32 protein-coding genes are annotated in these 26,148 nt (G+C 40.3%); 3 read left to right on the forward strand and 29 right to left on the reverse strand.

Annotated features, from left to right (window positions below; genetic code table 11):
- Position 1 precedes the first annotated feature (1 nt).
- The 10 genes from fabZ to QM847_RS04695 form a co-directional block, all read right to left on the reverse strand.
- Complete coding sequence (gene fabZ, locus QM847_RS04650) at positions 2 to 424, reverse strand: 3-hydroxyacyl-ACP dehydratase FabZ (protein WP_006145014.1); 423 nt, start codon at positions 422 to 424, stop codon at positions 2 to 4.
- Positions 421 to 927 carry an acetyl-CoA carboxylase biotin carboxyl carrier protein gene (gene accB / locus QM847_RS04655; RefSeq protein ID WP_269797224.1) on the reverse strand — a complete coding sequence of 169 codons (507 nt, stop codon included), beginning with the start codon at positions 925 to 927 and terminating at the stop codon, positions 421 to 423. Before accB ends, fabZ begins: the two co-directional genes overlap by 4 nt.
- 2 nt (positions 928 to 929) lie before the next feature.
- Positions 930 to 2,165 (reverse strand): beta-ketoacyl-ACP synthase II, encoded by a 1,236-nt coding sequence (fabF, locus tag QM847_RS04660; protein WP_414354166.1) that lies wholly within the window; start codon positions 2,163 to 2,165, stop codon positions 930 to 932.
- Positions 2,166 to 2,187: 22 nt separating this feature from the next.
- The gene (gene fabG, locus QM847_RS04665; protein WP_414354168.1) at positions 2,188 to 2,922 is read right to left on the reverse strand and encodes a 3-oxoacyl-[acyl-carrier-protein] reductase; all 735 of its coding nucleotides are present in this window, start codon (positions 2,920 to 2,922) and stop codon (positions 2,188 to 2,190) included.
- 30 nt (positions 2,923 to 2,952) lie between these two features.
- A complete protein-coding gene (gene fabD / locus QM847_RS04670) occupies positions 2,953 to 3,873 on the reverse strand; it encodes an ACP S-malonyltransferase (RefSeq protein WP_414354170.1) in 921 nt (306 codons plus the stop codon).
- On the reverse strand, positions 3,866 to 4,840 hold the full coding sequence (gene fabK / locus QM847_RS04675; protein WP_414354171.1) for an enoyl-[acyl-carrier-protein] reductase FabK: 975 nt from the start codon (positions 4,838 to 4,840) through the stop codon (positions 3,866 to 3,868). Before fabK ends, fabD begins: the two co-directional genes overlap by 8 nt.
- Before the next feature lie 116 nt (positions 4,841 to 4,956).
- A complete protein-coding gene (locus tag QM847_RS04680; protein ID WP_075566388.1) occupies positions 4,957 to 5,181 on the reverse strand; it encodes an acyl carrier protein in 225 nt (74 codons plus the stop codon).
- A gap of 58 nt (positions 5,182 to 5,239) precedes the next feature.
- On the reverse strand, positions 5,240 to 6,214 hold the full coding sequence (locus QM847_RS04685; RefSeq protein ID WP_414354173.1) for a beta-ketoacyl-ACP synthase III: 975 nt from the start codon (positions 6,212 to 6,214) through the stop codon (positions 5,240 to 5,242).
- A complete protein-coding gene (locus QM847_RS04690) occupies positions 6,214 to 6,648 on the reverse strand; it encodes a MarR family winged helix-turn-helix transcriptional regulator (protein ID WP_414354175.1) in 435 nt (144 codons plus the stop codon). The genes QM847_RS04685 and QM847_RS04690 overlap by 1 nt, the downstream gene beginning before the upstream one ends.
- 88 nt (positions 6,649 to 6,736) lie before the next feature.
- The gene (locus QM847_RS04695) at positions 6,737 to 7,522 is read right to left on the reverse strand and encodes an enoyl-CoA hydratase (protein ID WP_414354177.1); all 786 of its coding nucleotides are present in this window, start codon (positions 7,520 to 7,522) and stop codon (positions 6,737 to 6,739) included.
- A gap of 262 nt (positions 7,523 to 7,784) precedes the next feature.
- On the opposite strand from QM847_RS04695, the gene QM847_RS04700 reads away from it, so the two are divergent.
- The 3 genes from QM847_RS04700 (at position 7,785) to serS (ending at position 11,013) form a co-directional block, all read left to right on the forward strand.
- Complete coding sequence (locus QM847_RS04700; protein ID WP_414354179.1) at positions 7,785 to 9,149, forward strand: aspartate kinase; 1,365 nt, start codon at positions 7,785 to 7,787, stop codon at positions 9,147 to 9,149.
- Positions 9,150 to 9,151: 2 nt separating this feature from the next.
- Positions 9,152 to 9,523 carry a DUF956 family protein gene (locus QM847_RS04705; RefSeq protein WP_269797233.1) on the forward strand — a complete coding sequence of 124 codons (372 nt, stop codon included), beginning with the start codon at positions 9,152 to 9,154 and terminating at the stop codon, positions 9,521 to 9,523.
- Positions 9,524 to 9,738: 215 nt separating this feature from the next.
- Positions 9,739 to 11,013 carry a serine--tRNA ligase gene (serS, locus tag QM847_RS04710; RefSeq protein WP_414354181.1) on the forward strand — a complete coding sequence of 425 codons (1,275 nt, stop codon included), beginning with the start codon at positions 9,739 to 9,741 and terminating at the stop codon, positions 11,011 to 11,013.
- 86 nt (positions 11,014 to 11,099) lie between these two features.
- Here the strand turns inward: serS and groL are convergent, their stop codons facing one another.
- The 19 genes from groL to ccrZ form a co-directional block, all read right to left on the reverse strand.
- A complete protein-coding gene (groL, locus tag QM847_RS04715; protein WP_414354183.1) occupies positions 11,100 to 12,719 on the reverse strand; it encodes a chaperonin GroEL in 1,620 nt (539 codons plus the stop codon).
- 15 nt (positions 12,720 to 12,734) lie between these two features.
- Positions 12,735 to 13,019, reverse strand: a complete 285-nt coding sequence (gene groES / locus QM847_RS04720) for a co-chaperone GroES (RefSeq protein ID WP_414354184.1) — start codon at positions 13,017 to 13,019, stop codon at positions 12,735 to 12,737.
- Between the two features lie 307 nt (positions 13,020 to 13,326).
- Complete coding sequence (locus QM847_RS04725; protein ID WP_414354186.1) at positions 13,327 to 13,722, reverse strand: single-stranded DNA-binding protein; 396 nt, start codon at positions 13,720 to 13,722, stop codon at positions 13,327 to 13,329.
- 75 nt (positions 13,723 to 13,797) lie between these two features.
- The gene (locus QM847_RS04730) at positions 13,798 to 14,559 is read right to left on the reverse strand and encodes an SDR family NAD(P)-dependent oxidoreductase (RefSeq protein WP_414354188.1); all 762 of its coding nucleotides are present in this window, start codon (positions 14,557 to 14,559) and stop codon (positions 13,798 to 13,800) included.
- Positions 14,560 to 14,600: 41 nt separating this feature from the next.
- Positions 14,601 to 15,227 (reverse strand): YtpR family tRNA-binding protein, encoded by a 627-nt coding sequence (gene ytpR / locus QM847_RS04735; protein WP_414354190.1) that lies wholly within the window; start codon positions 15,225 to 15,227, stop codon positions 14,601 to 14,603.
- A 9-nt stretch (positions 15,228 to 15,236) separates the two neighbouring features.
- A complete protein-coding gene (locus tag QM847_RS04740; protein WP_414354192.1) occupies positions 15,237 to 15,554 on the reverse strand; it encodes a thioredoxin family protein in 318 nt (105 codons plus the stop codon).
- A complete protein-coding gene (locus QM847_RS04745; RefSeq protein ID WP_414354194.1) occupies positions 15,551 to 15,841 on the reverse strand; it encodes a DUF4651 domain-containing protein in 291 nt (96 codons plus the stop codon). The genes QM847_RS04740 and QM847_RS04745 overlap by 4 nt, the downstream gene beginning before the upstream one ends.
- Positions 15,842 to 16,076: 235 nt before the next feature.
- Positions 16,077 to 16,331, reverse strand: coding sequence for a DUF1912 family protein (locus QM847_RS04750; RefSeq protein WP_414354196.1), 255 nt, complete (start codon positions 16,329 to 16,331; stop codon positions 16,077 to 16,079).
- A 9-nt stretch (positions 16,332 to 16,340) separates the two neighbouring features.
- Positions 16,341 to 17,675, reverse strand: coding sequence for a DUF438 domain-containing protein (locus QM847_RS04755; protein WP_414354198.1), 1,335 nt, complete (start codon positions 17,673 to 17,675; stop codon positions 16,341 to 16,343).
- On the reverse strand, positions 17,675 to 17,908 hold the full coding sequence (locus tag QM847_RS04760) for a DUF1858 domain-containing protein (protein WP_000368732.1): 234 nt from the start codon (positions 17,906 to 17,908) through the stop codon (positions 17,675 to 17,677). Before QM847_RS04760 ends, QM847_RS04755 begins: the two co-directional genes overlap by 1 nt.
- A gap of 104 nt (positions 17,909 to 18,012) precedes the next feature.
- Positions 18,013 to 18,792: a hypothetical protein gene (locus QM847_RS04765; RefSeq protein ID WP_269797240.1), complete on the reverse strand. Its 780-nt coding sequence runs from the start codon at positions 18,790 to 18,792 to the stop codon at positions 18,013 to 18,015.
- A 148-nt stretch (positions 18,793 to 18,940) separates the two neighbouring features.
- Positions 18,941 to 19,291, reverse strand: a complete 351-nt coding sequence (gene rbfA / locus QM847_RS04770) for a 30S ribosome-binding factor RbfA (protein ID WP_075566355.1) — start codon at positions 19,289 to 19,291, stop codon at positions 18,941 to 18,943.
- Between the two features lie 250 nt (positions 19,292 to 19,541).
- Complete coding sequence (gene infB / locus QM847_RS04775) at positions 19,542 to 22,283, reverse strand: translation initiation factor IF-2 (RefSeq protein ID WP_269797242.1); 2,742 nt, start codon at positions 22,281 to 22,283, stop codon at positions 19,542 to 19,544.
- 16 nt (positions 22,284 to 22,299) lie between these two features.
- Positions 22,300 to 22,599 carry a YlxQ-related RNA-binding protein gene (locus QM847_RS04780; protein ID WP_269797243.1) on the reverse strand — a complete coding sequence of 100 codons (300 nt, stop codon included), beginning with the start codon at positions 22,597 to 22,599 and terminating at the stop codon, positions 22,300 to 22,302.
- Positions 22,592 to 22,885 carry an RNase P modulator RnpM gene (rnpM, locus tag QM847_RS04785; protein ID WP_269797244.1) on the reverse strand — a complete coding sequence of 98 codons (294 nt, stop codon included), beginning with the start codon at positions 22,883 to 22,885 and terminating at the stop codon, positions 22,592 to 22,594. The genes QM847_RS04780 and rnpM overlap by 8 nt, the downstream gene beginning before the upstream one ends.
- A gap of 21 nt (positions 22,886 to 22,906) precedes the next feature.
- Positions 22,907 to 24,043, reverse strand: a complete 1,137-nt coding sequence (nusA, locus tag QM847_RS04790; protein ID WP_269797245.1) for a transcription termination factor NusA — start codon at positions 24,041 to 24,043, stop codon at positions 22,907 to 22,909.
- A gap of 41 nt (positions 24,044 to 24,084) precedes the next feature.
- On the reverse strand, positions 24,085 to 24,564 hold the full coding sequence (gene rimP / locus QM847_RS04795) for a ribosome maturation factor RimP (RefSeq protein WP_414354201.1): 480 nt from the start codon (positions 24,562 to 24,564) through the stop codon (positions 24,085 to 24,087).
- Positions 24,565 to 24,690: 126 nt separating this feature from the next.
- Positions 24,691 to 25,326: a tRNA (guanosine(46)-N7)-methyltransferase TrmB gene (trmB, locus tag QM847_RS04800; RefSeq protein ID WP_414354203.1), complete on the reverse strand. Its 636-nt coding sequence runs from the start codon at positions 25,324 to 25,326 to the stop codon at positions 24,691 to 24,693.
- Positions 25,323 to 26,117, reverse strand: a complete 795-nt coding sequence (gene ccrZ / locus QM847_RS04805; RefSeq protein WP_414354205.1) for a cell cycle regulator CcrZ — start codon at positions 26,115 to 26,117, stop codon at positions 25,323 to 25,325. Before ccrZ ends, trmB begins: the two co-directional genes overlap by 4 nt.
- Positions 26,118 to 26,148: the final 31 nt, after the last annotated feature.

Here is a 26,148-nt window from a genome sequence, read left to right on the forward strand (position 1 = left end):
CCTAGTTTCCAATTGCAAAGGTTAGGGTTCCACTTGCTGCTAGCTTACCATCTACTTCTGCCTTCGCTTCTACTACTGCGATTGTACCACGACGTTTGACAAATGTAGCGGTCATGACTAATTGATCACCAGGTACAACTTGCTTCTTAAATTTGACCTTGTCCATACCCGCATAGAAGACGAGTTTCCCTTTGTTCTCAGGTTTTGATAATTCTAAAACGCCTGCTGTTTGTGCCAAGGCTTCCATGATCAGTACCCCTGGCATTACAGGGTAGGCTGGAAAGTGTCCGTTGAAGAAAGGTTCATTAATCGTTACATTTTTAATAGCAACGATTGTATCTTCACTGACTTCCAAAACACGATCAACTAAGAGCATGGGATAGCGGTGGGGCAAAGCTTCTTTAATTCCTTGAATATCAATCATTTGATACGTACCAAGCCTTTCCCAAACTCAACCATTTCTTCATTTTCAACAAGAATTTCTGTTACGACACCGTCTTTAGGTGCTGGAATTTCGTTCATAACCTTCATAGCTTCAATGATGACCAAGGTTTGGCCTTTTTTAACAGTATCTCCAACACTCACAAAATATGGTTTATCTGGTCCAGCAGCCAAGTAAGCTACCCCAACAAGGGGACTCTCTACAAGATCACCTTCAGCTTCTTGATACTCAACTGTTGATTCTACTTGAGTTTCTTCTGCTATTGGTGTTGAATTAGTAGCAACAGATTCTATTGATTGTTCTTTGGCAATCGCTTCAATCGGCTGATGGGAATGAACTGTTTGAACTGGCTGAGCAAATTCTGAAACCATTCTTGCTTCATTCTTACTGAACTGCAATTCGTCCCTTCCATTTTTATAAGAAAATTCTCTCAAACTTGATTGGTCAAATCGAGCCATCAAATCTTTGATTTCATTTAGATTCATCTTTACTTATTCTCCCAACGTTTGAATGCAAGGACTGCATTGTGTCCACCAAATCCAAAAGTATTTGAAATAGCATATGGAATCTCACGTTCCAAACCTTGCCCAAAGATAACATTTGCTTCAATATAGTCAGATAATTCTGTTGTTCCTGCAGTCATAGGTACATAACTATTTCGCATTGCTTCAATCGTAGCAATAGCTTCAACTGCACCTGCAGCCCCAAGCAAGTGACCAGTAAAAGATTTAGTTGATGATACTGGAACTTCTTTGCCTAAAACAGCCACAATAGCACCACTTTCTCCTTTTTCATTAGCTGGAGTTGAGGTGCCATGTGCGTTGACATAACCAACCTGGTCTGGACTGATTCCTGCTTCTTCTAAGGCAAGTTTGATAGCCTTGATAGCTCCCTTACCTTCTGGATGAGGTGCTGTCATATGATAAGCATCACAGGTATTTCCGTAACCAACAACCTCTGCCAAGATAGTTGCTCCACGCTTCTCAGCATGTTCTAAACTTTCTAATACTAGCATACCTGAACCTTCACCCATGACAAATCCATTACGATCCTTATCAAATGGGATAGAAGCACGAGTTGGGTCTTCAGTAGTTGATAAGGCTGTCAACACTTGGAAGCCAGCGATTGCAAAAGGAGTAATAGAAGCTTCTGATCCTCCAACTAACATGATATCTTGGAAACCAAATTTGATAGAACGGAAGGCATCTCCGATAGCATCATTTGATGAAGCGCAAGCTGTGTTGATAGATTTACAGATACCATTGGCACCAAAGCGCATAGCTACATTTCCTGCAGCCATATTTGGCAAGGCTTTGGGAAGTGTTAATGGTTTAACACGTTTTGGCCCTTTTTCGTGAAGTCGAAGGACTTGGTCTTCGATTTCTCTGATTCCACCGATACCTGATGCAACGATGACACCAAAGCGGTCTTTATCAAGTGCTTCTACGTCAAGATTAGCATGGCCAACTGCTTCTTGAGCAGCATACAAGGCATACAAAGAATAATCATCGAAACGATTGGTATCTTTTTTTACAAAATATTTGTCAAAAGGAAAATCATTAATCTCTGCTGCATTATGGACGTCAAAAGCACTGTGTTCAAACTTGGTAATCTTATCAATCCCAATCTTTCCAGTTTTTAGACTATTCCAGAATTCTTCCGGTGTATTGCCAATCGGAGATGTTAATCCGTAACCAGTTACTACTACTCTATTTAATTTCATTATTTCACCTCTACTTTAACGATTATTGCATGGTTAGTCCACCATCAATAGCAATGACTTGTCCTGTTAGATAATCTTGACTTGCAAGAAAGACTGCCACATCTGCAACTTGTTCTGCTTGACCAAACTGTTTCATTGGAATTTGTGCCAACATTGCATCCTTGACCTTATCACTTAAAACAGCTGTCATATCTGACTCAATCATACCTGGTGCAATGGCGTTTACCCGAACATTACGTCCAGCAACTTCACGCGCTACAGACTTAGTAAATCCAATTAGGCCTGCCTTAGAAGCAGCATAGTTTGCTTGACCAACATTCCCCATTAGACCAACAACACTGGACATGTTGATGATGGCACCTTCTCGAGCTTTAATCATCTGTTTCAAAACAGATTGGGTCATATTGAAGGCTCCCGTCAGGTTAACTTTTAACACTCGTTCAAAGTCCTCTTCTGTCATCTTTAGCATGATTGTATCTTGGGTGATTCCTGCATTATTGACCAAAACATCGACAAATCCGAGTTCTCCAATCGCTTGGTCAACCATTCTCTTGGCATCGGTATAGTCTGATACATCTCCAGAGATAGCAAGGACCTTAACACCGTATGATTTAAAACTAGCTAAGAGCTCCTCGGAGATTTGACCACGGCTATTCAAGACTACATTGGCACCCATGCTAGCAAATTTATGAGCTATTGCAAGACCGATTCCACGGCTTGAGCCTGTAATAAAGACATTTTTATTTTCTAGTTTCATGTTTCTCCTTTCAGGACTTCACTATCTCAGTTAGTTATTAATAAGTATTTCTAAACTTGCTTGATCTTCCACATTAGCTAAGTCAGCCGTTCTATCAATTTTTTTAACAAAACCTGATAAGACTTTTCCTGGGCCGACTTCGATAAATCTCGTCACTCCTGCTTCTTTCATAAGAGCAATACTCTCATAAAAACGAACCGGTTCCTTCACCTGACGTGTCAAAAGTTCAACTATTCTATCTTTTTCCATTATTTTAGCTTCTGTATTGCCAACTAAAGGACAATTAAACTCGCTAAACTGAACATCAGTCAATACCTCGGCTAATTTCTGACTAGCAGGTTCTAGCAAAGCAGTATGAAAAGGACCAGACACATTAAGTGGAATCAAACGTTTAGCTCCAGCTTCTTGCAAGAGTTCAACTGCACGATCTACCGCAGCTATCTCACCTCCAATAACGATTTGATTTGGAGTATTGTAGTTAGCAGGAGTCACAATTCCGATTTCTGAAGCCTTTTGACAGACTTGTTCAATGACTTCAACTGGAGTATTAAGGACTGCTACCATCTTGCCTGAACCTGCAGGAGCAGCTTCTTCCATATAAGCTCCACGCTTGGCAACTAAGGCAATGGCCGCTTCAAAATCTAAAGCTCCACTCGCTACAAGAGCAGAATACTCACCCAAAGATAATCCAGCCACCATATCAGGCTTCAAGCCTTTTTCGACTAGCAAGCGATAGATAGCAACTGATGTAGCGAGAATAGCGGGCTGAGTATAGCGGGTTTGGTTTAACTTATTTTCTTCTTGATCAATGAGCTGACGAAGGTCATAGCCCAAAACTTGACTTGCCTTGTCAATAGTTTCCTTTACAACAGGGTAGAGGTCATAAAGCTCTTTTCCCATGCCAAGATACTGGGCTCCTTGACCAGCAAACAAAAAGGCTGTTTTAGTCATTTCTTGTAACTCCTATCCAACGAGAGGCTTCTTCTTGAATTTTTTTGGCTGCACCATAATAGAGATCTTTAAGAATTTCTTCGACAGTCTCTTCCTTAGATACGAGACCTGCAATTTGTCCCGCCATTACCGAACCACTATCTACATCTCCATGAACGACAGCCTTAGCTAGCGCTCCAGCACCCATCTGTTCAAACACTTCCAAATCAGGATTTTCCTGTTTAAAAGCATTCTTTTCAGCCTGTTCAAAATCACGAGTTAATTGATTTTTGATAGCACGGACTGCGTGTCCGAAGTGCTGTGCTGAAACAGTAGTGTCAATATCACGAGCTTTTAAAATTTTAGCCTTATAATTTGGATGAGCATTTGATTCCTTAGCTACTACAAAACGTGTCCCAACTTGAACAGCTTCTGCACCTAACATAAATCCAGCAGCAACACCTTCACCATCTGCAATACCACCAGCAGCAATCACTGGAATAGACACAGCTGCGGAAACTTGGCGGACTAAAGTCATAGTTGTTAATTTACCAATATGACCTCCAGCTTCCATCCCTTCTGCAATAACCGCATCTGCACCAATCTTTTCCATACGTTTAGCCAGTGCCACACTAGGCACAACAGGAATAACTGTAATCCCTGCATCATGGAAACGTTCCATGTATTTGCTTGGGTTCCCTGCACCTGTAGTTACAACCTTAACACCTTCTTCAATCACAAGGTCTACAATGTCTTCAACAAATGGAGACAAGAGCATAATATTAACACCAAAAGGCTTGTCTGTCAGTGATTTAATTTTATCGATATTTGCCTTAACGACTTCTTTAGGTGCATTTCCACCACCTATAATTCCTAGTCCACCAGCCTTGGATACAGCTCCAGCCAAGTCACCATCAGCAACCCAAGCCATTCCACCTTGAAAAATAGGATATTTAATATTCAATAGTTCAGTGATACGTGTTTTCATTTTGCCTCCAATTTTATTGCTCAGCTAATAGTTTGAAGGTTCTATATTTTGAATTTCAAACTATTAGCTAAACAAGAGGGAGTGGGTTACCCCTACTCCTTCCTAGTTTATGTTAATTATTTTGTTTTTTCTTCAACGTAAGCAACCAAGTCACCTACAGTTTTCAAGCTATCTTCTGCTTCAATTTGGATGTCAAAAGCATCTTCAATTTCTGAGATAACTTGGAACAAGTCCAATGAATCTGCATCCAAATCCTCGAAAGTAGACTCAAGTGTTACTTCTGATGCGTCTTTTCCAAGTTCCTCAACGATAATTTCTTGTACTTTTTCAAATACTGCCATGATAGACTCCTTTTAAATATATATATTTTTTATAAAAATGTGTTCACCACATGATTACCTAAAGTGTAACAATGAGCGTGCCCCATGTCAAACCTCCACCGAAGCCTGCCATGAGAATCGTTTGACTTCCATCCAAAAGGATTAAGCCTTCTTCAACACACTCAGAAAGTAAAATCGGGATACTTGCCGCACTGGTATTTCCATACTTTGTCATATTAGCAGGCAATTTATCACGATTAACCCCAATCTTTCTAGCCATTTTATCTAAGATACGATCATTGGCCTGATGGAGTAAGAGATAGTCCAAGTCATCTGTCGACACAGGACCCAAATCAATTGTCTCTTTTATTGATTTGGAAACATCTCGAATAGCAAAGTCGAATACTGCTCTACCATCCATTTTTAAGAAAGCACTTGCTTCTTTTTGAACGGAAAAGGGTGATGTCAAAGGTGTTTCACCGTAAGTCAAACACTCACCTCTAGCACCATCGCTATGTAAACTCTCCGCTAGAAAATGATTGGTTTTAGCTGATTCTAACAAAACACCACCAGCCCCATCTCCAAAGAGAACAGCTGTTGACCGGTCAGACCAATCCACTGATTTCGATAAAGTTTCAGCACCAATAACAATACCTTTTTGATAACGACCCGAAGATATCAATTTCTCTCCAGTTGATAGCGCAAAGATAAATCCACTACAAGCTGCCGTCAAGTCGAAAACAAAAGCTTTAGTAGCTCCAATTTTTGCTTGGACTAGCGCAGCCGTTGAAGGTACCATTGAATCCGGTGTTACAGTAGCAACAATAATAAAGTCTAGTTGCTCTGCCAAAAGTCCAGCTTGGTTAAGTAAACGTCTAGCAACTTCTGTAGACAAATCACTAGTGGTTTCTGTCTTAGAAATATGTCTTTGTTTTATACCTGTCCGACTGGAAATCCACTCATCACTTGTATCCATAACTTGAGCTAAATCATCATTAGCGATTATCTGCTCTGGAACATAATGAGCTACTTGGCTTATTTTTGCAAAAGCCATTATTTCAAATCCTCCAAAAATTGATAAAGATTAGTCAAGCCTTTGCCCATAACATCTATTTCTTCTGGACTCATGCCATCAATAATTTTTTCCACCATTGCTTTGTGGAAACGTTTATGAAGACGATGGACCAAACGACCTTTCTTTGTCAAATGTAAATATACAACCCGACGATCTTGGTCTGATCGGATTCTTTCAATATAACCTTTTCGCTCCAAATTATTCAAACAAGTTGTTACTGTTCCAAGAGTTACCATTAATTCTTTAGAAACAAAACTTGGCGTTACATCTGAAAAATTGCCAATTACATCAATCGTATGCATTTCTTTGATAGAGATGTCTTTAAAACGACTCCCTCTCAAACTCACTTCTTCAATGACTAGTACATTATTAAAAATAGATGTTAAGTATTCATTGATTAGTTTATAATCCAATTCTCAACCCTCCTTCACAAAAAAACTTTTATAATCAAAGCATTTGATAATGGAAGTATATCAAACTTTAAAGGATTATGCAAGTTTTTTATTTTCCTAAAAACTTAGGACGTCGTCTTTCCGAATGAGCCAGAACTCCTTCTTTAAAGTCTTCGGTGTAGGCCAACGATTTTTGTAACTCCAACTCCAAGCTAGCATAATCTTGCCATTGTTTAAATTCACTTTCCCAGACTAGCTTTTTAATTGCTGCATAAGAGTTAGATGATCCACGTTTCAACTTCTTCAACAATTGATTTCTTGTTTTTTCTAACTGATCACTTGTACAAACACGATAAACGGCTCCTGCTTCAAAGGCTTTCTCAGCTGTAAAAGCTTCTCCTGTCATAGCTAGTTGAGTTGCTCGAGTAACTCCGAGTGCTCTTGTTAGCAAAAACAAACCACCAGCATCCGGCGCTAATCCAACACCAACAAAGGCTTGAATAAATTTTGCTTTATCAGTTGCAATACAGAAATCAACAGCCAAGGCCATGTTGGCCGCGGCACCTGCTACAGCTCCGTCAACTTCCATAATGATAGGTTTAGGAATTTGCTTTATTTTAAAAGAAATAGTATTAACAAGCTCAGCAATTTTTCCTAAAGATCCGATATCATCCTCATCGACAGCACGTTTCATTTCTACCAAATCGCCTCCGACAGAAAATACTTTTCCTAAGGCATTGATCAATATGTAAGAAACTGCTCCATCTTTTTCAGCTAGGTTCAAAACTTCTAAGATTTCTTCACACATTGGGATATGGAAACCATTTGCCACTTCTGGACGATTTAAAGTAATGATTGCTAGATCATCTTGAACTTGATAAATAATATGATTCATATCCACTCCTTTTCATTTACAAAGCTATTTAAATTATTTTATTGTCAAATTATATCTTTTTATCAATTTTTGTTCAAGGAAAAAATAATTAAAAGTGTATCAGCCGATTTTTTTGCTGTTTTGTAATTAAACTATCAAATTCTAATAGACAACTTATAAATCTTTAACAATATCTTAGATTGAGATTACCTTCCACATCCTCGATTGAAAAAAGGTTCTCTTTCTGCTATAATCGTATAAAATACTTACTTTAGGAGTACTTATGAAGGTTGTAAAATTTGGAGGAAGTTCACTTGCCTCTGCTAGTCAGTTAGAAAAAGTTTTAAATATTGTAAAAAGCGATTCTGAACGTCGTTTTGTAGTTGTTTCGGCTCCAGGAAAACGTGATTCTGAAGATACTAAGGTAACAGATGCCTTAATTAAATACTACCGTGACTATATTGCTGGCAATGATATTAGTAAAAGTCAAAACTGGATTATCGATCGCTATGCTGCCATGGTCAGTGAATTAAAACTCAAACCAACAGTACTAGAGAAAATCTCAAAAAGTATCCGCGCTCTTGCAACCCTTCCGATTGAGGACAATGAGTTTCTTTATGATACCTTCTTGGCTGCAGGGGAAAATAATAATGCTAAGCTAATTGCTGCTTATTTCAATCAAAACGGAATTGAAGCACGTTATGTTCATCCAAGAGAAGCTGGAATTGTAGTTACTAGTGAGCCTGGAAATGCTCGTATCATCCCTTCAAGCTATGACAAAATTGAAGAACTCAATAATAGTTCAGAAGTTCTTGTAATTCCAGGTTTCTTTGGTGTGACTAAAGAGAATCAAATCTGTACCTTCTCACGTGGTGGATCTGATATCACTGGTTCAATTATCGCAGCTGGAGTTAAAGCTGACCTTTATGAGAACTTTACTGATGTTGACGGTATTTTTGCTGCCCACCCTGGTATCATTCATAAACCACACTCAATCCCTGAATTGACTTACCGTGAAATGCGTGAGTTAGCTTATGCAGGTTTCTCTGTCCTTCATGACGAAGCACTCCTACCAGCCTACCGCGGAAAAATCCCTCTTGTTATCAAAAATACCAATAATCCTGACCATCCAGGAACACGTATCGTTCTCAAACATAGCGATGATAAATTCCCAGTAGTTGGTATTGCTAGTGACGCTGGTTTTGTCAGCATCAATATGTCCAAATATCTCATGAACCGTGAGATTGGTTTTGGTCGTAAAGCCCTTCAAATCTTAGAAGATCTTAATATTGGTTGGGAACACATGCCTACAGGTATCGATGACCTGTCTATCATCCTTCGTGAACGTGAACTCACACCAATCAAAGAGGAAGAAATTCTCCGTCAACTCGTTCAAAAAGCTGAAGTTGACCATGCTGAGATCGAACACGATCTCTCTATTATCATGATTGTTGGAGAAAAAATGAAGAGTCATATCGGGGTAACTGCTACAGCTACTCGTGCCCTATCAGAAAACAAGATCAACATTCAAATGATGTCTCAAGGATCAAGCGAAGTTTCTATCATGTTCGTTGTTCAAAAAGACCAAGAAAAAGCTGCCATCAAGGCTCTATACCATGCCTTTTTCGGTGAAAGTAAGGAAGATTAAACATGGCACAATCTCTCAACAAAGTCATTGAACTTCAAACTACTGGAACCTCTTATCTAACCTTCTCAGGTAAGGTAGGAAAATTTCTAGTCGGGGATAAAGCCTTAGAATTCTATCCTGATGTCAATGTCGAACAATTTATCCAAATCCCCTGGTCTAGTATAAATCAAATAGGAGCCAACGTATCTGGTCGTAGGATTAGTCGACACTTTGAAGTCCTCACGGACAAAGGTAAATTCCTCTTTGCTTCAAAAGACTCTGGAGCCATCCTTAAGATTGCTCGGGAAAAAATCGGAAATGAAAAGGTTGTAAAACTTCCAACCTTACTCCAAATCATCGGTCGTAAAATCAAAAATCTATTTGCAAAAAAATAGAAAGTTTAGTATAATCATAGAAACGGATAAGTAGATTAATCCCTTCTTTCAGAAAGTCTGCGGGTGCTGTGAGCAGATAGAAGAGTTAATTGAAATTCTACCGTTGTTTTAAATCAAATACACAATCAAGTGCACATCTGTGAAGTTGGATGGAACCGTGGCTCTGCCACTCCAACACTTTGTCAGGTGTGCTTTTTTCATATAAAGGAGGACTTATGTTAGATATCAAACGAATTCGTACAGATTTTGAAACTGTTGCTGAAAAACTAGCTACACGTGGTGTAGACGCTGCTATCTTGAATGAGATGAAAGAAATCGATGCGAAACGTCGTGACATCTTAGTCAAGGTAGAAACCCTTAAGGCAGAGCGTAACACAGTCTCTGCTGAAATTGCTCAAGCTAAGCGCAACAAAGAAAATGCAGACGACAAAATTGCTGCTATGCAAACTCTATCTGCTGAGGTCAAAGCGCTAGATGCTGAATTAGCAGAAATCGATGCTAAATTAACAGAATTCACTACTACTCTTCCAAATATCCCAGCTGACAGTGTTCCTATTGGAGCAGACGAAGATGATAACGTAGAAGTTCGCCGTTGGGGAACTCCTCGTGAGTTTGACTTCGAACCAAAAGCTCACTGGGATCTTGGTGAAGATCTTGATATTCTTGACTGGGAACGTGGTGGAAAAGTTACTGGAGCTCGTTTCCTCTTCTATAAAGGCCTCGGAGCTCGCTTGGAACGTGCTATTTACAACTTTATGCTAGATGAACATGGTAAAGAAGGCTATACAGAAGTCATCACACCTTACATAGTCAACCATGATTCTATGTTTGGTACCGGACAATATCCAAAATTCAAGGAAGATACTTTTGAACTCAGCGATACCAACTTTGTCTTAATTCCAACTGCTGAAGTGCCTTTAACTAACTATTACCGTGATGAAATCATCGATGGCAAAGATCTACCAATCTACTTTACTGCTATGAGTCCATCTTTCCGTTCTGAAGCTGGTTCTGCTGGTCGTGATACTCGTGGTTTGATCCGTTTGCACCAATTCCACAAGGTAGAAATGGTGAAATTTGCTAAACCTGAAGAATCATATGAAGAATTGGAAAAGATGACAGCCAACGCTGAAAATATCCTTCAAAAACTCAACCTTCCATACCGTGTCATGGCTCTTTCTACAGGAGACATGGGCTTCTCAGCTGCTAAGACTTACGACTTGGAAGTTTGGATTCCTGCGCAAGATACCTACCGTGAAATCTCAAGCTGTTCAAATACAGAAGATTTCCAAGCACGTCGTGCCCAAATCCGTTACCGTGATGAAGCAGATGGTAAGGTTAAACTTCTCCACACCTTGAATGGTTCTGGACTTGCTGTTGGACGTACCGTCGCTGCTATTCTTGAAAACTATCAAAACGAAGATGGTTCTGTTACTATTCCTGAAGTCCTTCGTCCTTACATGGGTGGAGCTGAAGTTATCAAACCATAAAATAAACAAGAGGAAGCATAACTTCCTCTTTTTAAGTGATTCAAAAGAAACAGGTAGAAATTATGATTTCTACCTGTTTTTATTTATTAGTAACCACCCATCATTGAAGGATCCATAGCTGGAGCTGGTGCTACCGGTTCTGGCTTGTTAGCCACAACGGCTTCTGTTGTCAAGATAAGACTTGCTACTGAAGCTGCGTTTTGAAGGGCTGAACGGCTAACCTTAACAGGATCGATAATACCTGCTTCAATCATGTTCACCCATTCACCTGTCGCAGCGTTAAAGCCTGTACCAGCTTCTGCATTTTTCAAACGATCGATAACGATTGAACCTTCATAGCCTGCATTATAGGCAATTTGGCGAACTGGTTCTTCCAAGGCACGAAGAACAATGCTACGTCCTGTTGCTTCGTCACCTGTCAATTCTAAAGCTTCAACAGCTGGAATGACATTCACTAAGGCAGTACCACCACCTGCAACAATACCTTCTTCCACTGCTGCACGGGTAGCGTTAAGGGCATCTTCGATGCGGAGTTTCATCTCTTTCAATTCAGTTTCAGTTGCAGCACCAACCTTGATAACTGCTACTCCACCTGATAATTTAGCCAAGCGTTCTTGGAGTTTTTCACGGTCGAATTCTGAAGTTGTTGTTTCGATTTGTGTCTTGATAACAGCTACACGATTAGCAATTGCTTCAGGATTACCAGCACCTTCTACGATGACTGTGCTATCTTTATCAACAGACACTTTAGCTGCTTGACCTAAAGCTTCGATGGTAGCATCTTTCAACTCAAGACCAAGGTCTTCGGTAATAACAGTTCCACCTGTCAAAATCGCAATATCTTCCAACATCGCTTTACGACGATCACCGAAACCAGGAGCCTTAACAGCAACTACGTTGAAAGTTCCACGAATCTTGTTCAAAACAAGAGTTGGAAGAGCTTCACCGTCAACATCATCTGCAATAATCAAGAGCGGACGACTGCTTTGAAGAATACTTTCTAAAAGTGGCAAGATTTCTTGGATATTTGAAATCTTCTTGTCAGTGATTAAAATGTATGGATTTTCAAGGTCTGCAACCATTTTTTCATTATCAGTAACCATGTATTGTGAGAGGTAACCACGGTCAAACTGCATTCCCTCAACCACTTCAAGCTCGGTTTCCATTCCACGAGACTCTTCAATGGTGATAACCCCATCTTTACCAACTTTTTCCATGGCTTCAGAGATATATTCACCAACTTTTTCAGAACGAGATGAAACGGCGGCAACCTGCGCAATCGCTTCTTTGTTAGCAACAGGAATGGCATTGTTCTTCAAGGCTTCCACAGCAGTTGCAACCGCTGCTTCAATCCCTCGGCGGATACCAATTGGGTTTGCTCCAGCAGTAACGTTTTTGATTCCTTCTCGAACAATTGCTTGAGTCAAGACAGTTGCAGTTGTTGTCCCGTCACCAGCAATATCGTTAGTTTTAGAAGCTACTTCTGATACCAATTTAGCACCCATATTTTCAAAATGGTCTTCCAATTCAATTTCTTTAGCAATTGTTACACCATCATTGGTAATCAATGGTGAACCGAATGATTTTTCAAGAACAACATTACGGCCTTTAGGTCCCAAGGTTACTTTAACAGTGTCTGCTAGGATATCAACACCTCGGACCATAGCTGAACGAGCGTCTGATGAAAATTTAATGTCTTTTGCCATACTTACCTTCTCCTTCTATTCTTCGACGATTGCCAAGATACTAGCTTCACCCACGATGAGGTATTTTTCATCCCCATCTTTAACATCAATACCCGCATGAGCTTCAACTAAAACCTGATCTCCAGCTTTTACACTCGGAGCAACTAACTCACCGTTCAAGGTACGAACACCTTGTCCAGTAGCCACTACTGTAGCTGTTTTAGTCTCTTCTTGAGCTGATTTTGCGAGGACAAAGCCTCCAACAGTTGCTTCTTTTTCTTCAATTTTCAAGACCACACGGTCGCCTAATGGTTTCAACATTTGTCTTCCTCCATAATACAATCATATTGTTAGCACTCTTTGTATATGAGTGCTAAACCATAGTTCTATTGTATCACTTGGTCAAAAATAGTCAAGAAAAAAGTCTGATTTATAGCATAAAAAAGAGAGTGGGACAGAAATCGGTAATTCGTTAGAATTTGATTTCGTCGTCCCACCTCCGAACAGTTTAGTAGGGCTGTAAAAGCTGATGAAATCAGCGTAGTAGAGCCTACTCAACCACTGCGTCTAGCTCGACAACCCAAAGACAATTGAGAGGCTAGGACTTTTGTCCCAGCCTCCTATCATTTTAAAAGGGAAGTTCCTCCTCTTCCAAAACCAAATCTGCTAGATCTTGGCCAGCATTATTTTCACGCATAGCACGTTGAGCACGACTTTCTAAAAGTTGGAAGCCTGTAGCGAGAACTTCGGTCACATAGTTGGTCTGACCATTCTTCTCGAACTTCCGAGTACGGAGCTCCCCATCGACAGAAATGAGACTACCTTTGCTTGCATAGCTAGCCAAAGTTTCAGCCAATTTCCCCCAGACAACAATGTTAATGAAGTCAGCTTCACGTTCCCCATTTTGGTCCTTGAAACGACGGTTAATAGCAATAGTCGCACGAGACACTGACTTGTCATTGTTGGTTTTGTGCAATTCTGGTGTAGACGTTAAACGTCCAATCATGATAACTTTATTATACATTTTTCATCCTCCTACTTATCTATTCGAAGGAAAAGAAAAAAAGTTACAAGATTTGTAACTTTTTTAAAAATAATATTAATCTCTATGAATCATAAATCCAGTTGCTTGTTGATTGGCCATGATGGTCATATCTGTGATTTGTACTCGTCGTGGTTGACTGGTCACATAAACTACAGTATCAGCGATATCTTGCGCCTGCAAAGCTTCGAGTCCCTGATAGACCGTCGCCGCCCGTGCATCATCTCCATGGAAACGGACTTTTGAAAAATCAGTTTCTACAATTCCTGGTTGAATAGTGGTCACCTTGATATCTGTCGCAATGGTGTCAATCCGAAGCCCATCTGAAAAAGTTTTAACTGCAGCCTTGGTTGCTGAATAGACTGCTGCACCAGCATATGCGTAAATCCCTGCAGTAGAACCCATATTGATAATATGCCCTTGATTAGCTGCTACCATGGAAGGCAAGAGACAGCGTGTAACCGCCATTAAACCCTTGACATTGGTATCCAGCATGGTCAACATATCCAACTCTTCATAGTCTTGATAGGGAGCTAGGCCTAAAGCAAGTCCAGCGTTATTGACCAATATATCAATCTGACCCACAGTTTTTAGAATATCTGAACAGACAGTCTTAACCATGCTCATATCCGTAACATCTAAAGGAAAGGTCCAGACTTTTTGATTTGGAAAGATTTCTGCAAACTCAGTTTTGAGAGCTTCAAGTCTTTCTGTTCGACGTCCTGTGAGAACAATATTTTCACCTTTTTCTAGATAGGCACGCGCGATTGCTTCCCCAATACCTGATGTTGCACCTGTGATCACAACATTTTTTGCCATCTTACTTTCTCCTATCTAGTTTAATAGATACTAGTTACCAATTAAGCTGTCCAGTGTTTAGCCGGATCAAATGGAGTTCCTACAACTTGGTCTTCTGATAATTCAATGACACCACGTTTTTGGGGAGCATTTGGCAAGGCAAGTTCACGAGGACTACACATCATCCCAAAACTCTTTTCCCCACGAAGTTCCCCTGGGAAAATGAGATTGCCTTTTGGCATCATCGCTCCTGGAAGAGCTACAATGGTTTTCAAGCCGACACGCGCATTGGGAGCACCTGCCACGATTTGTACTGTTTTGTCATTCCCAACAGCAACTTGACAGATATTGAGGTGATCACTATCTGGATGTGCAACCATTTCTACAATCTCACCAACCACAAATTTTGGTTCCTTGTCGTTGATGATTTCTTCAGTAAACCCTTGAGCCTGCAATTCTTGGTTCAAACGTGCTACTTGGCCGTCAGTTAAAAAGACTTGCCCGTGCTCAGCGATCTCAAACATGCTAGAAATTTCAAAAATGTTCCATGCGACAGTTTCACCAGTTTCTCTTAGAAAAACACGCGCAATATTACCTTTACGCTCAACATCTAGTTTGGCATCTCCACTGTTTTTCACGATGACCATAAGGACATCGCCTACATATTCTTTATTGTATGTAAAAATCATTCTTTTCTCCTATTTCAAACTTGCTAAAAAGTCATTGATTTGACCCTTGGTTTTACGGTCGCGATTGACAAAACGTCCAATCTCCTTGTCCTTGTCTAAAACAACAAGACTTGGAATCCCGTATACATCCCAAAGTTTAGCAAGTTCCATGTACTCATCTCGGTCTACCCGTATAAAAGTGAACTCTGGATTTGCCTCTTCAATCTCTGGCAAGGCAGGATAGATATAACGACAATCGCCACACCAATCCGCAACAAAAAGGAAGACCTTCTTGCCGTCCTGCTCTACTATATTTGCTAATTCTTCTATATTTTTAGGAGAAATCATAAGACTTCCTCCTCGTAAATGAGATCTTCATCTTCATAGACAAAGGTATAGTGACGACCATCTTCAAAAATGACACCACCAACAAGGCGTTCTAGGCTACTTTCGTATACTTGGACATAGAGAGTCCCAATCTCACCCATTTCTGAGAAATAGTCACGCACAATAGCAGTTAACTCTTCCTGTATTTTCATGAGTTTGTGATCATCGGCTACTTTCTTAGCACCAAAGGCAAGTGCTCCAAGCCCTGCCACGACTAAACCTGTTTTAATAATATTTTTCGTTTTCATGCTAACATTGTAACACAAAAAGGCTCAAGGAACAATGAAAAAGAGAGTGGGACAGAAATCGGTAATTCGTTAGAATTCGATTTCGTCGTCCCACCTCCGCACAGTTGAGTAGGGCTGTAAAAGCTGATGAAATCAGCGTAGTAGAGCCCACTCAACCACTGCGTCTTGCTCGACAATCCAAAGACAATTGAGAGGCTAGGACTTTTGTCCCAGCCTCCTTTCTAATTTCTAAACATTAATAATTTCTCTCACCAAACAAACCTTCTGGTAAATCATGGAATCCCTTGCCTGCCTTGAAGTTTTCAAACTTACCTAGTAAGAACTGGTAGGCGTCCAAGCGACTCTCGTAGCGAATCATGGCATCTTTAGCACGCTCATCTTGATCTTCTTCATAGACTTTTTGACTTTCTTTGAGGGCCATTTCATTAATCATGATTTGGGTATTGACCCAAGTTTCAAATTCTTTCATAAATTCTTGTTCGTAACTCATTGTCTCTCCTTATTCTATTCCTCGATAGTAGTCTGTATCAATCTCACGGTAAGGCTGAATATCCTGAACATATTCCAAGACTCCTTGAAATTCTCCTGCTTCATCGTGTACTGCGGCATAGGTAATGTGGACAAACTTACCTCGTGACTCGGACTTGAACCACATCTCGTACTTGTCTTTTTTCCCCTCACGAAGACCTTGCATAATCGTTTTGACTTTATCCAAATATTTTGGTGGGTGGCATAGTTCGACATTTCGTCCAACTTGAGACGGTGTCCTCTTGAAAATCATCTCATCTGCTGGCGTATTATCGTTATAATATTGGAAGATATCATCCTTATTAACAAAGGTAATCTCCATCGGCAAATGATCAAGGATAAGATTCGCCTGTTCAACTGATAGATAACCATTGCCAAAAGCCTGTTGGCTATTACGGTCTAGCACTGCTTCCTTTTCCTTAGGTGTAAAGGTAATAGTAAACTGCCCTTCTGGCGTATCAATCACTTGCTGAACTTGTCCATCTACAGTTTCTAGCTGAATTGGTTCTTCTACACTTTTTCCCTCAACAAAACTTTGACGTTCTGGAATCCATTTCTCAGACGGGCGGATAATGGCATAGCCATAGGCGTCACTTTCCTCGGCAATCTGAATCCAGTCATCCTGGGTAAAGGATTCGAGCAGAATCATGAGAAGGATTGATTCTTCCTTAAATATCATACTTTCAAACTCTGTCGCAAAAGTTTCAAAAGCTTCTTTTACGGCGGAAATCGGTACTTCTGGGAGCGACTTAGCTGCCACTAAAGCTGTTTGAAAGAGATCCCTAATCTGATCATCCACTCCCCACATAACTTTGGGAGGTGAATCATGACCATAACGTTCCATGACAGGAAAGAAGAGCTCTTCCTTGCGCTGGTAGTGAATATCAAATTGACCAACAAGCCCCATCTGACGCACCAAACCCTTACGCATCTCCGCCAGCATTTCCTCGTCGTCCACAGATTCATAAGTCGAGAGCAATCTACGGACCCGAATCAAGGCAGCACGGAGAGCTAGATTTTCATCCTTAAAGACACGCACGGGATGACCTGGATGCTCTGTATCTTCAACTTCGACACCCTTAACAGCATTTTTAAAAAGATTAGCATGCACATCACAGAGTTCCATGACATCTTCAAAGGTCACGCCAGAGTCAGAGTTCATCAACTCGTGCTCCATAAGGGAAATTTCAATAGCAGATACACCTGTAAAAGTAGCATCAAATCGTTCCTGAACGGACTCTGGAGAAGCTCCATTATGCAATTCTAATAAAATATCCCGCAGGATATGAATACGTTCATCTGCCATTAGTCTAATCCAATCACTTCATAACCATTTGCTTCAAGCGTACGCACAATCTTATCCATAGGAGTTCCCTCCAACTTAGATCCCTGTTTGAGCGATACTTTTCGCCCTACCGTATTTCGCATCAAGGGATTTGCAAGAGGTTTAAAACCAAGCTCAACCAAAATATCTAAAACTTCTGGATGTTTATCCACCACTTCCGCAACTGGAATTGATACATCGATTATATTGTCCATGAGAACCTCCATGAGTCTATTTCTAATCATTTAACTGTTTTTATTATACCATAAGGAACGGGATTAAAAAAACTAGCAACACAAGACTTGCTAGTTTCATCATATCAGTCAATTTCGATTACCTCAGCCTCTTTTCGAATAATTGCCATATCATTTTGATATTGCACTTCAGAATAGTTAACTAATTTGGATAATTCTTTTTGCAATCTTTCGCCCATGGGTTTCATAGTCGCATAGGTTAATCCCCCTGAAATAACCCCACCTAGAATAGGAATCGCTTTTCCCATTCCCTTTGCCAAGCCTCTCCTTGTAAGAGTAACCCCAAAAATTTTCATAACCTTTTTTAAAATAGGGTACCAGCCAGCCTTGCCTACGGTTTTCTGAGGTACTGTGGTCATTACATGTTTAGCGACTGTAACACCACCAGAACGAAGCAAGGCACCCGCTCCGTTTACCCCAAGCATGACCCCTAAATAAAGTAATAGTGTGTTTTTAGCTTCTTCACTTAAGTCATTTCTTGACGCCCAAAGATCATTAAATCCATAAATATATCCCAATTCTTGAGCTAATTTTAAGGAAAAAGCATAAAATTGGGCTACATCCGTTGGAATAGTAAGCGCCATTAGAATACCACCAGGTAAACCTGCTAGAACAGATGTTCCACTTGCTCGTAAAACATTATCTTTTATGCAGGACCTGGCTACCCTATCTAAGGTTTCCTGGGGTAATAATGAAGGAGGACCTTGTTCTAACAATTTGGCAATATCCTTCTTATCTAATTCTTTAGAGAACTTCTCCACTAAAAATTTTTCTCTATTTACTTTCACGACAGGAAGCTTTACAACTTGTTGTAAAACTTTTATAGCTATATCTTGTTTAGCCATCTATATCTCCATTTTATATTCAAGTTGAGCTTTATCATATCATACTATTAGAGATTTATACATTTTTTTAACCGACTTTTAAGAAGGGCAACTAATTAATCTATCATCATGTTTAAAGTAACAAAAAAGAGGGATTCCCCTCTTTTTCTTAGTTTTTATCCAGATTGCGTAACATTTCGTCAATCTTATTACCATATTCGATGGATTCGTCTTTGACAAAAGTTAAGTCTGGAATTTTGTATAAGGTCAAATTGCGACCAAGTTCACGTTTGATAGTTCCAGTTGCTTTTTCAAGCCCAATTTGGGCCTTTTGATTATCTGATGCAAGATTACTCAAAATAGTGTAGTAAACCTTAGCCATTGATAAATCACCCAACATCTGAACATCTGTAATGGTCACACCTTGGACACGGGGATCACGGACTTTCTTTTGCAAAATCTCATTGACTTCACGCTTGATTTCCATGCCCACACGGTCCGTACGGAAATGATTTGCCATAATTTTTCCTTTCTTTTTATGAGCTAAAAGCTAGGCCAGCAGACCTAGCTTTTTCTAAACTTATTGATTTTGTGTTCAAATTGGAACAAAGTTCAATTTGAACTCATCTACTTCTTTCGCCGTGGTGAAAGTGATGGGACTGAATTATCAGTCCCATCACAGGGGATTTTTGAGACACTAGGCTCAAAAATAAGCAATGAAACCATCGGTTTGCTTGCGTCCCTCACCACCTAAGGAAGGAGCAAAAATCTTATCTCTTAACTTCTTCCATGATATAAGCTTCAATCACATCATCTGTCTTGAGATCATTGTAGCCATCAATCATCAAACCACCTTCACGGCCGTTTGTAACTTCTTTAACGTCATCTTTATAGTGTTTCAGGCTAGCTAGTTCACCATCGTAAGTAACTACACCGTCACGAATAACACGGACTTTGGAGTCACGGGTAACTTTACCATTGATAACCATAAATCCACCGATAGTTCCCACTTTAGAGACTTTAAAGGTTTCACGGATGATTGCTTCACCAATAACTTTTTCTTCAAATTCTGGATCAAGCATTCCTTTCATAGCCTCTTCCATCTCTTCAATAACCTTATAGATAATGCTATGGAGACGAATTTCCACATCATCAGCATCCGCTTGTTGACGGGCTTGTGGTGTAGGGCGTACGTTGAAACCAATGATAAAAGCATTAGAAGCTTCGGCAAGAGTTACGTCAGACTCATTAATAGCACCGACAGCTGAGTGAACGATAGTAACTTTCACACCCTCAACATCAATCTTTTGCAGTGATGCAGAGAGAGCTTCAACAGAACCTTGTACGTCTGCCTTGATAATAACGTTAACAGACTTGAGTTCCCCAGCTTTGAGAGTATCAAATAGGTTTTCAAGGCTAACACGTTGAGTTACCTGACGTTGTTTCAATAAAGCACGTTTAGCACGTTCTTCACCCGCTGCACGAGCAGATTTTTCATCTTCATAAACGGCAAAGTGATCACCCGCCATTGGCGCTTCGTTCAAACCAGTGATGGAAACTGGTGTTGATGGTCCTGCAACCTTAACACGACGTCCAAGGTCATTGGTCATAGCACGAACGCGTCCGAAAGTATTACCAACAACGATCGGGTCTTGAACATTCAAAGTACCTTGTTGAACAAGAAGGGTTGCAACCGCACCTTTACCTTTATCCAAACGAGCCTCGATAACAGTACCGATAGCACGAACTGTTGGGTCAGCCTTAAGTTCTTGGAGTTCAGCTACAAGAAGGACTGTTTCCAACAACTCATCAATGTTTTGGTTAAACTTAGCTGAAATTTCTACGAATTCAGAATCTCCACCCCAAGCTGTTGACATAACACCATGTTCTGCCAATTCACCAATAACACGTTCTGGGTTGGCACCTGGTTTATCAATCTTGTTAATGGCAACAATAATTGGTACGTTAGCCGCTTTTGAGTGGTTGATGGCTTCGATAGTTTGAGGCATAACCCCGTCATCTGCCGCTACAACCAAGATTGTAATATCCGTTACAGAAGCACCACGTGCACGCATTGAAGTAAAGGCCGCGTGTCCAGGTGTATCAAGGAAGGTGATCTTCTTGCCATTCTCCTCAATCTGATAGGCACCAATATGCTGAGTGATACCACCTGCTTCTCCTGTCGCAACACGTGAATTACGTAGAGTATCTAAAAGTGTTGTCTTACCATGGTCAACGTGTCCCATGATTGTAACAACTGGTGGACGTTCCACTAGTTGGTCTTCGTTCAGATATCCATCTTCAGCAAAGAAACGCTCAATATCAGCATTGTCCACTTCAACTTTTTGTTTGGCTTCAATACCGTAATCTACCATGAGGAGTTCGATTGTTTCACCATCTAAAGACTGGTTTTGTGTCGCCATCACGCCCATCATGAAGAGTTTCTTAACAATTTCAGCTGGCTCACGTTTGATACGTTTTGCGATCTCCGCAACGGTCATACCATCTGTATATTCAAATTCTGTAGGCAATTCATGGAACTTACGCTCCGTAACAGGTTTTGGAGTCTGGTTACGGTTATTTTGTTTATTGCCTTTTTTATTTTTCTTGTTATTGTTCCAGTTACTATTTCTTTGATTTCTCACTTGATTTTGACTACTTCGATTCTTTTGTTGTTTTCTTGGACCATCTTCTTCGTGATCATAATCATCACGTTCTTTATCAGGTCGAGCTTGCTTTTTACGACGTGTATCCACTGCAGACTCTTTCACTACAGGTGCTACCTCTAAAACTGGCTGAGTTTGTTCAACTGTTTTGGCAGCTTCTTCAAAGATTTCTTCAGGTTCCTTGCGTTTGTTCGCTTGGGCTAAAGCCTCTTTTGCTGCTTGAGATTGCTTAAAGCGCTCCTCGCTTGAACGAGCATACTCTGCATTTTGCTCTGCTTTAAGGGCTGCTGCACGAGCCTTGAAGTCAATACGAGGTCCAGCCTGTTTTGGTCGATTATCCTCTTGTTGACGACGTTCATTGCCACGATAGCCTTGTCCTTGCTGTTTTTTCCCTTGATCATTGAATCGGCGATTTTCACGATTTCCATGTTCAGGTTTCCCAGACTTACGTTCATCTGTCTTTTGACGAGGACCGCCTTGTTGATAATCCCGCTTATTTCCCTTTTGTTGTTTACGACGTTCTGCTTGCTCTTTGGCACGGGCTTCACGCTCAGCCTTAAAGTTACGACTCTGAGGTCTAGCAACTACCTTGTCAGTCTTAGCTTGCTCTGAGACTACTGTTTGGGTAGCTTCTTTTACTTCCTCTTGTTTGGGCGCCACAGCTTTAGGTTTCTCCTTTTGTTTAGGAGTAGGTTTAAAACTTGCCACAATTTTAGCAGCTAGTGCTTCCTCTACGCTTGAAGCATGGTTTTTCACTTCCAAGCCCAACTCTTTTGCACGCGCTACAACTTCCTTACTTTCTTTTCCAAGTTCTTTTGCGATTTCGTACAATCTTTTCTTAGACAAATCATGTCCTCCTCTTCTATTCCATAAGAGACCTCATTTTCTTTGTAAATCCAGCATCTGTCACAGCCAGTACTTTTCTTGATTTTCCGACTGCTATGCTTAATTCCAGTGTTGAAAACACGGTAATAACTTCTACTTGATAATAACGACTTTTATCCTGAATCTTCTTGGTTAGATTTGGGCCAGCATCATGGGCCAGAAAAACCAATTTGACTTTCTGGTCTTGGATGGCCTTAACCACCATTTCTTCACCGGATATTATCCGACCTGCTCGTTGAGCCAATCCCAAGAGATTGCTTACTTTTTGCTTATTCAAGTCCTAACTCTCTTCTTTTAACTTTGTGATCAACATAAGCGATTAATTCATCATAAAAGCTTTCATCGACTTCCATACTAAAACTACGGTTAAAGACTTTTTTCTTTTTAGCCTCTAGGGCTTCTGCATTGTCTAGCTTGATATAAGCGCCCCGACCGTTGGCCTTGCCTGTTGGATCAATAAAGACCTGTCCTTCTTTGTTCTTGACAATACGTAGCAAATCACGCTTATCAATCACTTCATTTGAGACCACAGACTTGCGCAAAGGGATTTTCTTTGTTTTCATCTTTCCCTCCTCTAGCAACTTTTATTCTTCGATCAATTCATCTGCATCTGCGTAATCCACTTGACCAGCTTCTTCCATCGCTTCAAACTCACTAGCAGATTTGATATCAATGCGGTAACCTGTCAAATGAGCGGCTAAACGAACGTTTTGTCCACGACGACCGATAGCAAGAGATAGTTTATTATCTGGCACAACGACCAAGGCACGTTTACTATCATTTTCATCAAAGATAACTTGATCAACTTCTGCAGGAGCAATAGCATTGTAAATAAACTCAGCTGGATCTGCTACCCACTCGATAACATCGATGTTTTCTTCTACAGGTACCATACGGTCGCTCTTAGCATCGTAACGAGCTGGGTGGAATTTGCTAGTGATTTTCTTAATGTTAGCTCCACCACGTCCAACGATTGTACCAATAGCATCCACATTTGGATTGTGGCTACGAACAGCAACTTTCGTACGATCACCTGCTTCACGAGCAACACTCATGATTTCAACGGTTCCGTCATAGACTTCAGGAATTTCCTGCTCCATCAAACGTTTGATCATTTCTGGATGACTACGGCTAACAAATACGTTAACGCCACGTGGATTGTCCTCCACTTTGTAGACATACACATCTATACGATCATGAGAAGCAAAAACTTCTCCAGGAATTTGGTCTTGTTTTGACAATTGGGCTTCGATACTGCCAAGGTTGACATAGATGAAACGGTTGTCAAAGCGTTCTACTGTACCTGACATGATTTCTTGTTCATGTTCTTTGTATGTATTGTAGGTAATAGCACGTGTTTGCTTGCGCATTTTTTCCATGATGGTTTGTTTCGCAGACTGAGCTGCTACACGACCAAACTCTCCTGGTGCTTCTTCAAATTTGATTTTGTCACCAAGCTCATAGGCTGAATTAATGGCAAGAGCATCTTTCAAACTGATTTCCAAACGGCTATCAAATACTTCATCAACAACTTCGCGGACAGTGTAGACTGTAAAGTCACCTGTTTTTTCGTTGAAGTCGATAGCTACGCTGTCTGATTGACCATAGCGTCTACGATAAGCAGAGCGAAGTGATTCTACTACTGCGTCGATGATATCTTCTTTCTTGATTCCCTTGTCTTCTTCCAAAATGCGGAAGGCCTCTAGCATTTCTTTACTCATGTTTTCTTCACTTTTGAATCCTCAAAAGCTTCCTTTCTTTTCTATAGTTTTACTGCTAAACGTGCTTTTGATACCAAACTGTATGGAATGTTGACTGTTTTTTTACGAGTCTTGTCCATATATTCCATAGTTAATTCATCTTCTTCAAAGGAAAGCAAAGTTCCCTCAAAAACTTTCTGTTTATCAATGGACTGATAAAGACCAACATGGATATATTTCCCAACTGCACCAGCGACTGCTTCCTTTGTTTTCAAAGGGCGCTCTAACCCTGGACTAGTAATCTCAAGGAAATACTGCTCTGGGAAGGGATCCGGCTTGATGGTGTCTAGTACAGGACTGATAATCTCTGTCAAGTCTGCCGTGTCGTTCAAGGTGATTCCTTCAGGTTTGTCTACAAAAATACTAAGAATCATATCACTGCCAATCTTTCCATACTCGATATCAACAAGTTCAAAAGGTGTTTCAATGATAGGTTCTATGACTTCTCTGACTAATTCTACGATAGTTGCGATTGTGTCCACCTCCTCATGAGCAAGAGGCGAAGATATTTCTCCGCCTCACTTTCTCATATTCTTACTATAAGTATAGCACGTTTAAGGACCTGTGTAAAGCATAAGCACTTAAACTCCTTGATTTTAAGCTATTTCTTAAAATTCTGCCTCGACTCGATAGATAACCTGACCTTTGCTAGAGAATTTTTGCTCGTATTCAGTCATAACATTACCTTCAAAGTCGCTAGCATGCAAGTCCAACCAAACCCCTTTGAGCTTCATGCCATATTGTGAAAAACTTACTAGACTATATTCGAAGAGCCCTCGATTATCCGTTTTAAAATGAATTTCACCATGTTCTGGCAAGATTCGTTTAAAGGTATCTAGGAAACTCTTATATGTCAGACGACGCTTTTCATGGCGCTTTTTGGGCCAAGGATCTGAAAAATTCAAATAGAGGCGGTCAATCTCACCATCTTCAAAATAATTGGTCAAATCTGAGCCATCTACCCATAGGAGTTTGATGTTGGGCACTCCTACTTCTAGGACCTTGTCTAAGGCAAAACTTAAGACGGATTTTTGGATATCAATACCGATGTAATTGATATCCGGATTTTGTTTAGCCATACCTGATACAAAGGCACCTTTCCCACTTCCAACTTCAACATGAATGGGATGATTATTTCCAAACAATTCTCTCCATTTCCCTTTGGCTTCCACAGGATTTAGAACAACATACTGAGGATTAGCCTCTAGTAACTCCGTTGCTCCTTTACGATTTCTTACTCTCATTTTTTCTTTCCATACTTGTCTCTGAAAATACGCAAGGTATAAATTTCCCGATTAACATTATCTAAGTCTAGGTTTTCATAATATTTGGTAATCTGGTTTAAAAACGATAACTGAGCATACCAGATCAATTTATTCATGACCGTTTGATTGTTTTTATAACCGTAGTTGGTTAACCACTCTACCCACTGATGCTCTGGGATATAATGACAAAGCATATGCGCAACATCAAGCATGCGATCAGTTAGACGAACCGAATCCCAATCGACTAGATAAATTAAGCCACTATCTGTTTCGATCCAATTACTATGACGCACATCCCCATGGACAATTGTCGCATAATCTTCTCTGAAAGACGGGAGGTTTTCTCGCATATCCTTTAGTACCAATTGCAGATACTGATTGTTTTTCAGAGCATTTGGAGCTTTTTCAATCCAAGATTGAATTAAATCGAGAGGCGTTTCTAATTTATAACCTAAACGAGTCAACTGTGTCATTAAAGGACGAGAACGGTGCAGACGCGTCAAAATATCAATAATTTGCTTACGATTCATATCACTTGGAGTCAGGATTTTCCCTGTCAACCATTCCTGAGCACACATATCACGACCATCTGATAAACGACGACTCCAAAGCAACTGCGGAGCAATTTGTTCTCTAGCTAAACCAGATAGGATTGGAGAGGTATTCATTTTTACAAAAATACGCTTCCCGTCGGGATAACTCCCCATATAAGCCTTACCACTTTTCCCAGATATAGGGGTCAGTGTTAGCTCCATATCACCCAAATCCATTTCTTTCCTCCGTATCATATTTCCTTACTAT

The sequence above is a fragment of the Streptococcus timonensis genome (assembly GCF_047463455.1).
Lineage (GTDB): Bacteria > Bacillota > Bacilli > Lactobacillales > Streptococcaceae > Streptococcus > Streptococcus timonensis_B.

What these genes read in the sequence shown, in the direction of transcription:
- fabZ (WP_006145014.1), bottom strand. Translation starts at nt 424, where the DNA reads ATGATTGATATTCAAGGAATTAAAGAAGCTTTGCCCCACCGCTATCCC.
- accB (WP_269797224.1), bottom strand. Translation starts at nt 927, where the DNA reads ATGAATCTAAATGAAATCAAAGATTTGATGGCTCGATTTGACCAATCA.
- fabF (WP_414354166.1), bottom strand. Translation starts at nt 2,165, where the DNA reads ATGAAATTAAATAGAGTAGTAGTAACTGGTTACGGATTAACATCTCCG.
- fabG (WP_414354168.1), bottom strand. Translation starts at nt 2,922, where the DNA reads ATGAAACTAGAAAATAAAAATGTCTTTATTACAGGCTCAAGCCGTGGA.
- fabD (WP_414354170.1), bottom strand. Translation starts at nt 3,873, where the DNA reads ATGACTAAAACAGCCTTTTTGTTTGCTGGTCAAGGAGCCCAGTATCTT.
- fabK (WP_414354171.1), bottom strand. Translation starts at nt 4,840, where the DNA reads ATGAAAACACGTATCACTGAACTATTGAATATTAAATATCCTATTTTT.
- QM847_RS04680 (WP_075566388.1), bottom strand. Translation starts at nt 5,181, where the DNA reads ATGGCAGTATTTGAAAAAGTACAAGAAATTATCGTTGAGGAACTTGGA.
- QM847_RS04685 (WP_414354173.1), bottom strand. Translation starts at nt 6,214, where the DNA reads ATGGCTTTTGCAAAAATAAGCCAAGTAGCTCATTATGTTCCAGAGCAG.
- QM847_RS04695 (WP_414354177.1), bottom strand. Translation starts at nt 7,522, where the DNA reads ATGAATCATATTATTTATCAAGTTCAAGATGATCTAGCAATCATTACT.
- QM847_RS04700 (WP_414354179.1), top strand. Translation starts at nt 7,785, where the DNA reads ATGAAGGTTGTAAAATTTGGAGGAAGTTCACTTGCCTCTGCTAGTCAG.
- QM847_RS04705 (WP_269797233.1), top strand. Translation starts at nt 9,152, where the DNA reads ATGGCACAATCTCTCAACAAAGTCATTGAACTTCAAACTACTGGAACC.
- serS (WP_414354181.1), top strand. Translation starts at nt 9,739, where the DNA reads ATGTTAGATATCAAACGAATTCGTACAGATTTTGAAACTGTTGCTGAA.
- groL (WP_414354183.1), bottom strand. Translation starts at nt 12,719, where the DNA reads ATGGCAAAAGACATTAAATTTTCATCAGACGCTCGTTCAGCTATGGTC.
- groES (WP_414354184.1), bottom strand. Translation starts at nt 13,019, where the DNA reads ATGTTGAAACCATTAGGCGACCGTGTGGTCTTGAAAATTGAAGAAAAA.
- QM847_RS04725 (WP_414354186.1), bottom strand. Translation starts at nt 13,722, where the DNA reads ATGTATAATAAAGTTATCATGATTGGACGTTTAACGTCTACACCAGAA.
- QM847_RS04730 (WP_414354188.1), bottom strand. Translation starts at nt 14,559, where the DNA reads ATGGCAAAAAATGTTGTGATCACAGGTGCAACATCAGGTATTGGGGAA.
- ytpR (WP_414354190.1), bottom strand. Translation starts at nt 15,227, where the DNA reads ATGATTTTTACATACAATAAAGAATATGTAGGCGATGTCCTTATGGTC.
- QM847_RS04740 (WP_414354192.1), bottom strand. Translation starts at nt 15,554, where the DNA reads ATGATTTCTCCTAAAAATATAGAAGAATTAGCAAATATAGTAGAGCAG.
- QM847_RS04745 (WP_414354194.1), bottom strand. Translation starts at nt 15,841, where the DNA reads ATGAAAACGAAAAATATTATTAAAACAGGTTTAGTCGTGGCAGGGCTT.
- QM847_RS04750 (WP_414354196.1), bottom strand. Translation starts at nt 16,331, where the DNA reads ATGAGTTACGAACAAGAATTTATGAAAGAATTTGAAACTTGGGTCAAT.
- QM847_RS04755 (WP_414354198.1), bottom strand. Translation starts at nt 17,675, where the DNA reads ATGGCAGATGAACGTATTCATATCCTGCGGGATATTTTATTAGAATTG.
- QM847_RS04760 (WP_000368732.1), bottom strand. Translation starts at nt 17,908, where the DNA reads ATGGACAATATAATCGATGTATCAATTCCAGTTGCGGAAGTGGTGGAT.
- QM847_RS04765 (WP_269797240.1), bottom strand. Translation starts at nt 18,792, where the DNA reads ATGGCTAAACAAGATATAGCTATAAAAGTTTTACAACAAGTTGTAAAG.
- rbfA (WP_075566355.1), bottom strand. Translation starts at nt 19,291, where the DNA reads ATGGCAAATCATTTCCGTACGGACCGTGTGGGCATGGAAATCAAGCGT.
- rnpM (WP_269797244.1), bottom strand. Translation starts at nt 22,885, where the DNA reads ATGAAAACAAAGAAAATCCCTTTGCGCAAGTCTGTGGTCTCAAATGAA.
- nusA (WP_269797245.1), bottom strand. Translation starts at nt 24,043, where the DNA reads ATGAGTAAAGAAATGCTAGAGGCCTTCCGCATTTTGGAAGAAGACAAG.
- trmB (WP_414354203.1), bottom strand. Translation starts at nt 25,326, where the DNA reads ATGAGAGTAAGAAATCGTAAAGGAGCAACGGAGTTACTAGAGGCTAAT.
- ccrZ (WP_414354205.1), bottom strand. Translation starts at nt 26,117, where the DNA reads ATGGATTTGGGTGATATGGAGCTAACACTGACCCCTATATCTGGGAAA.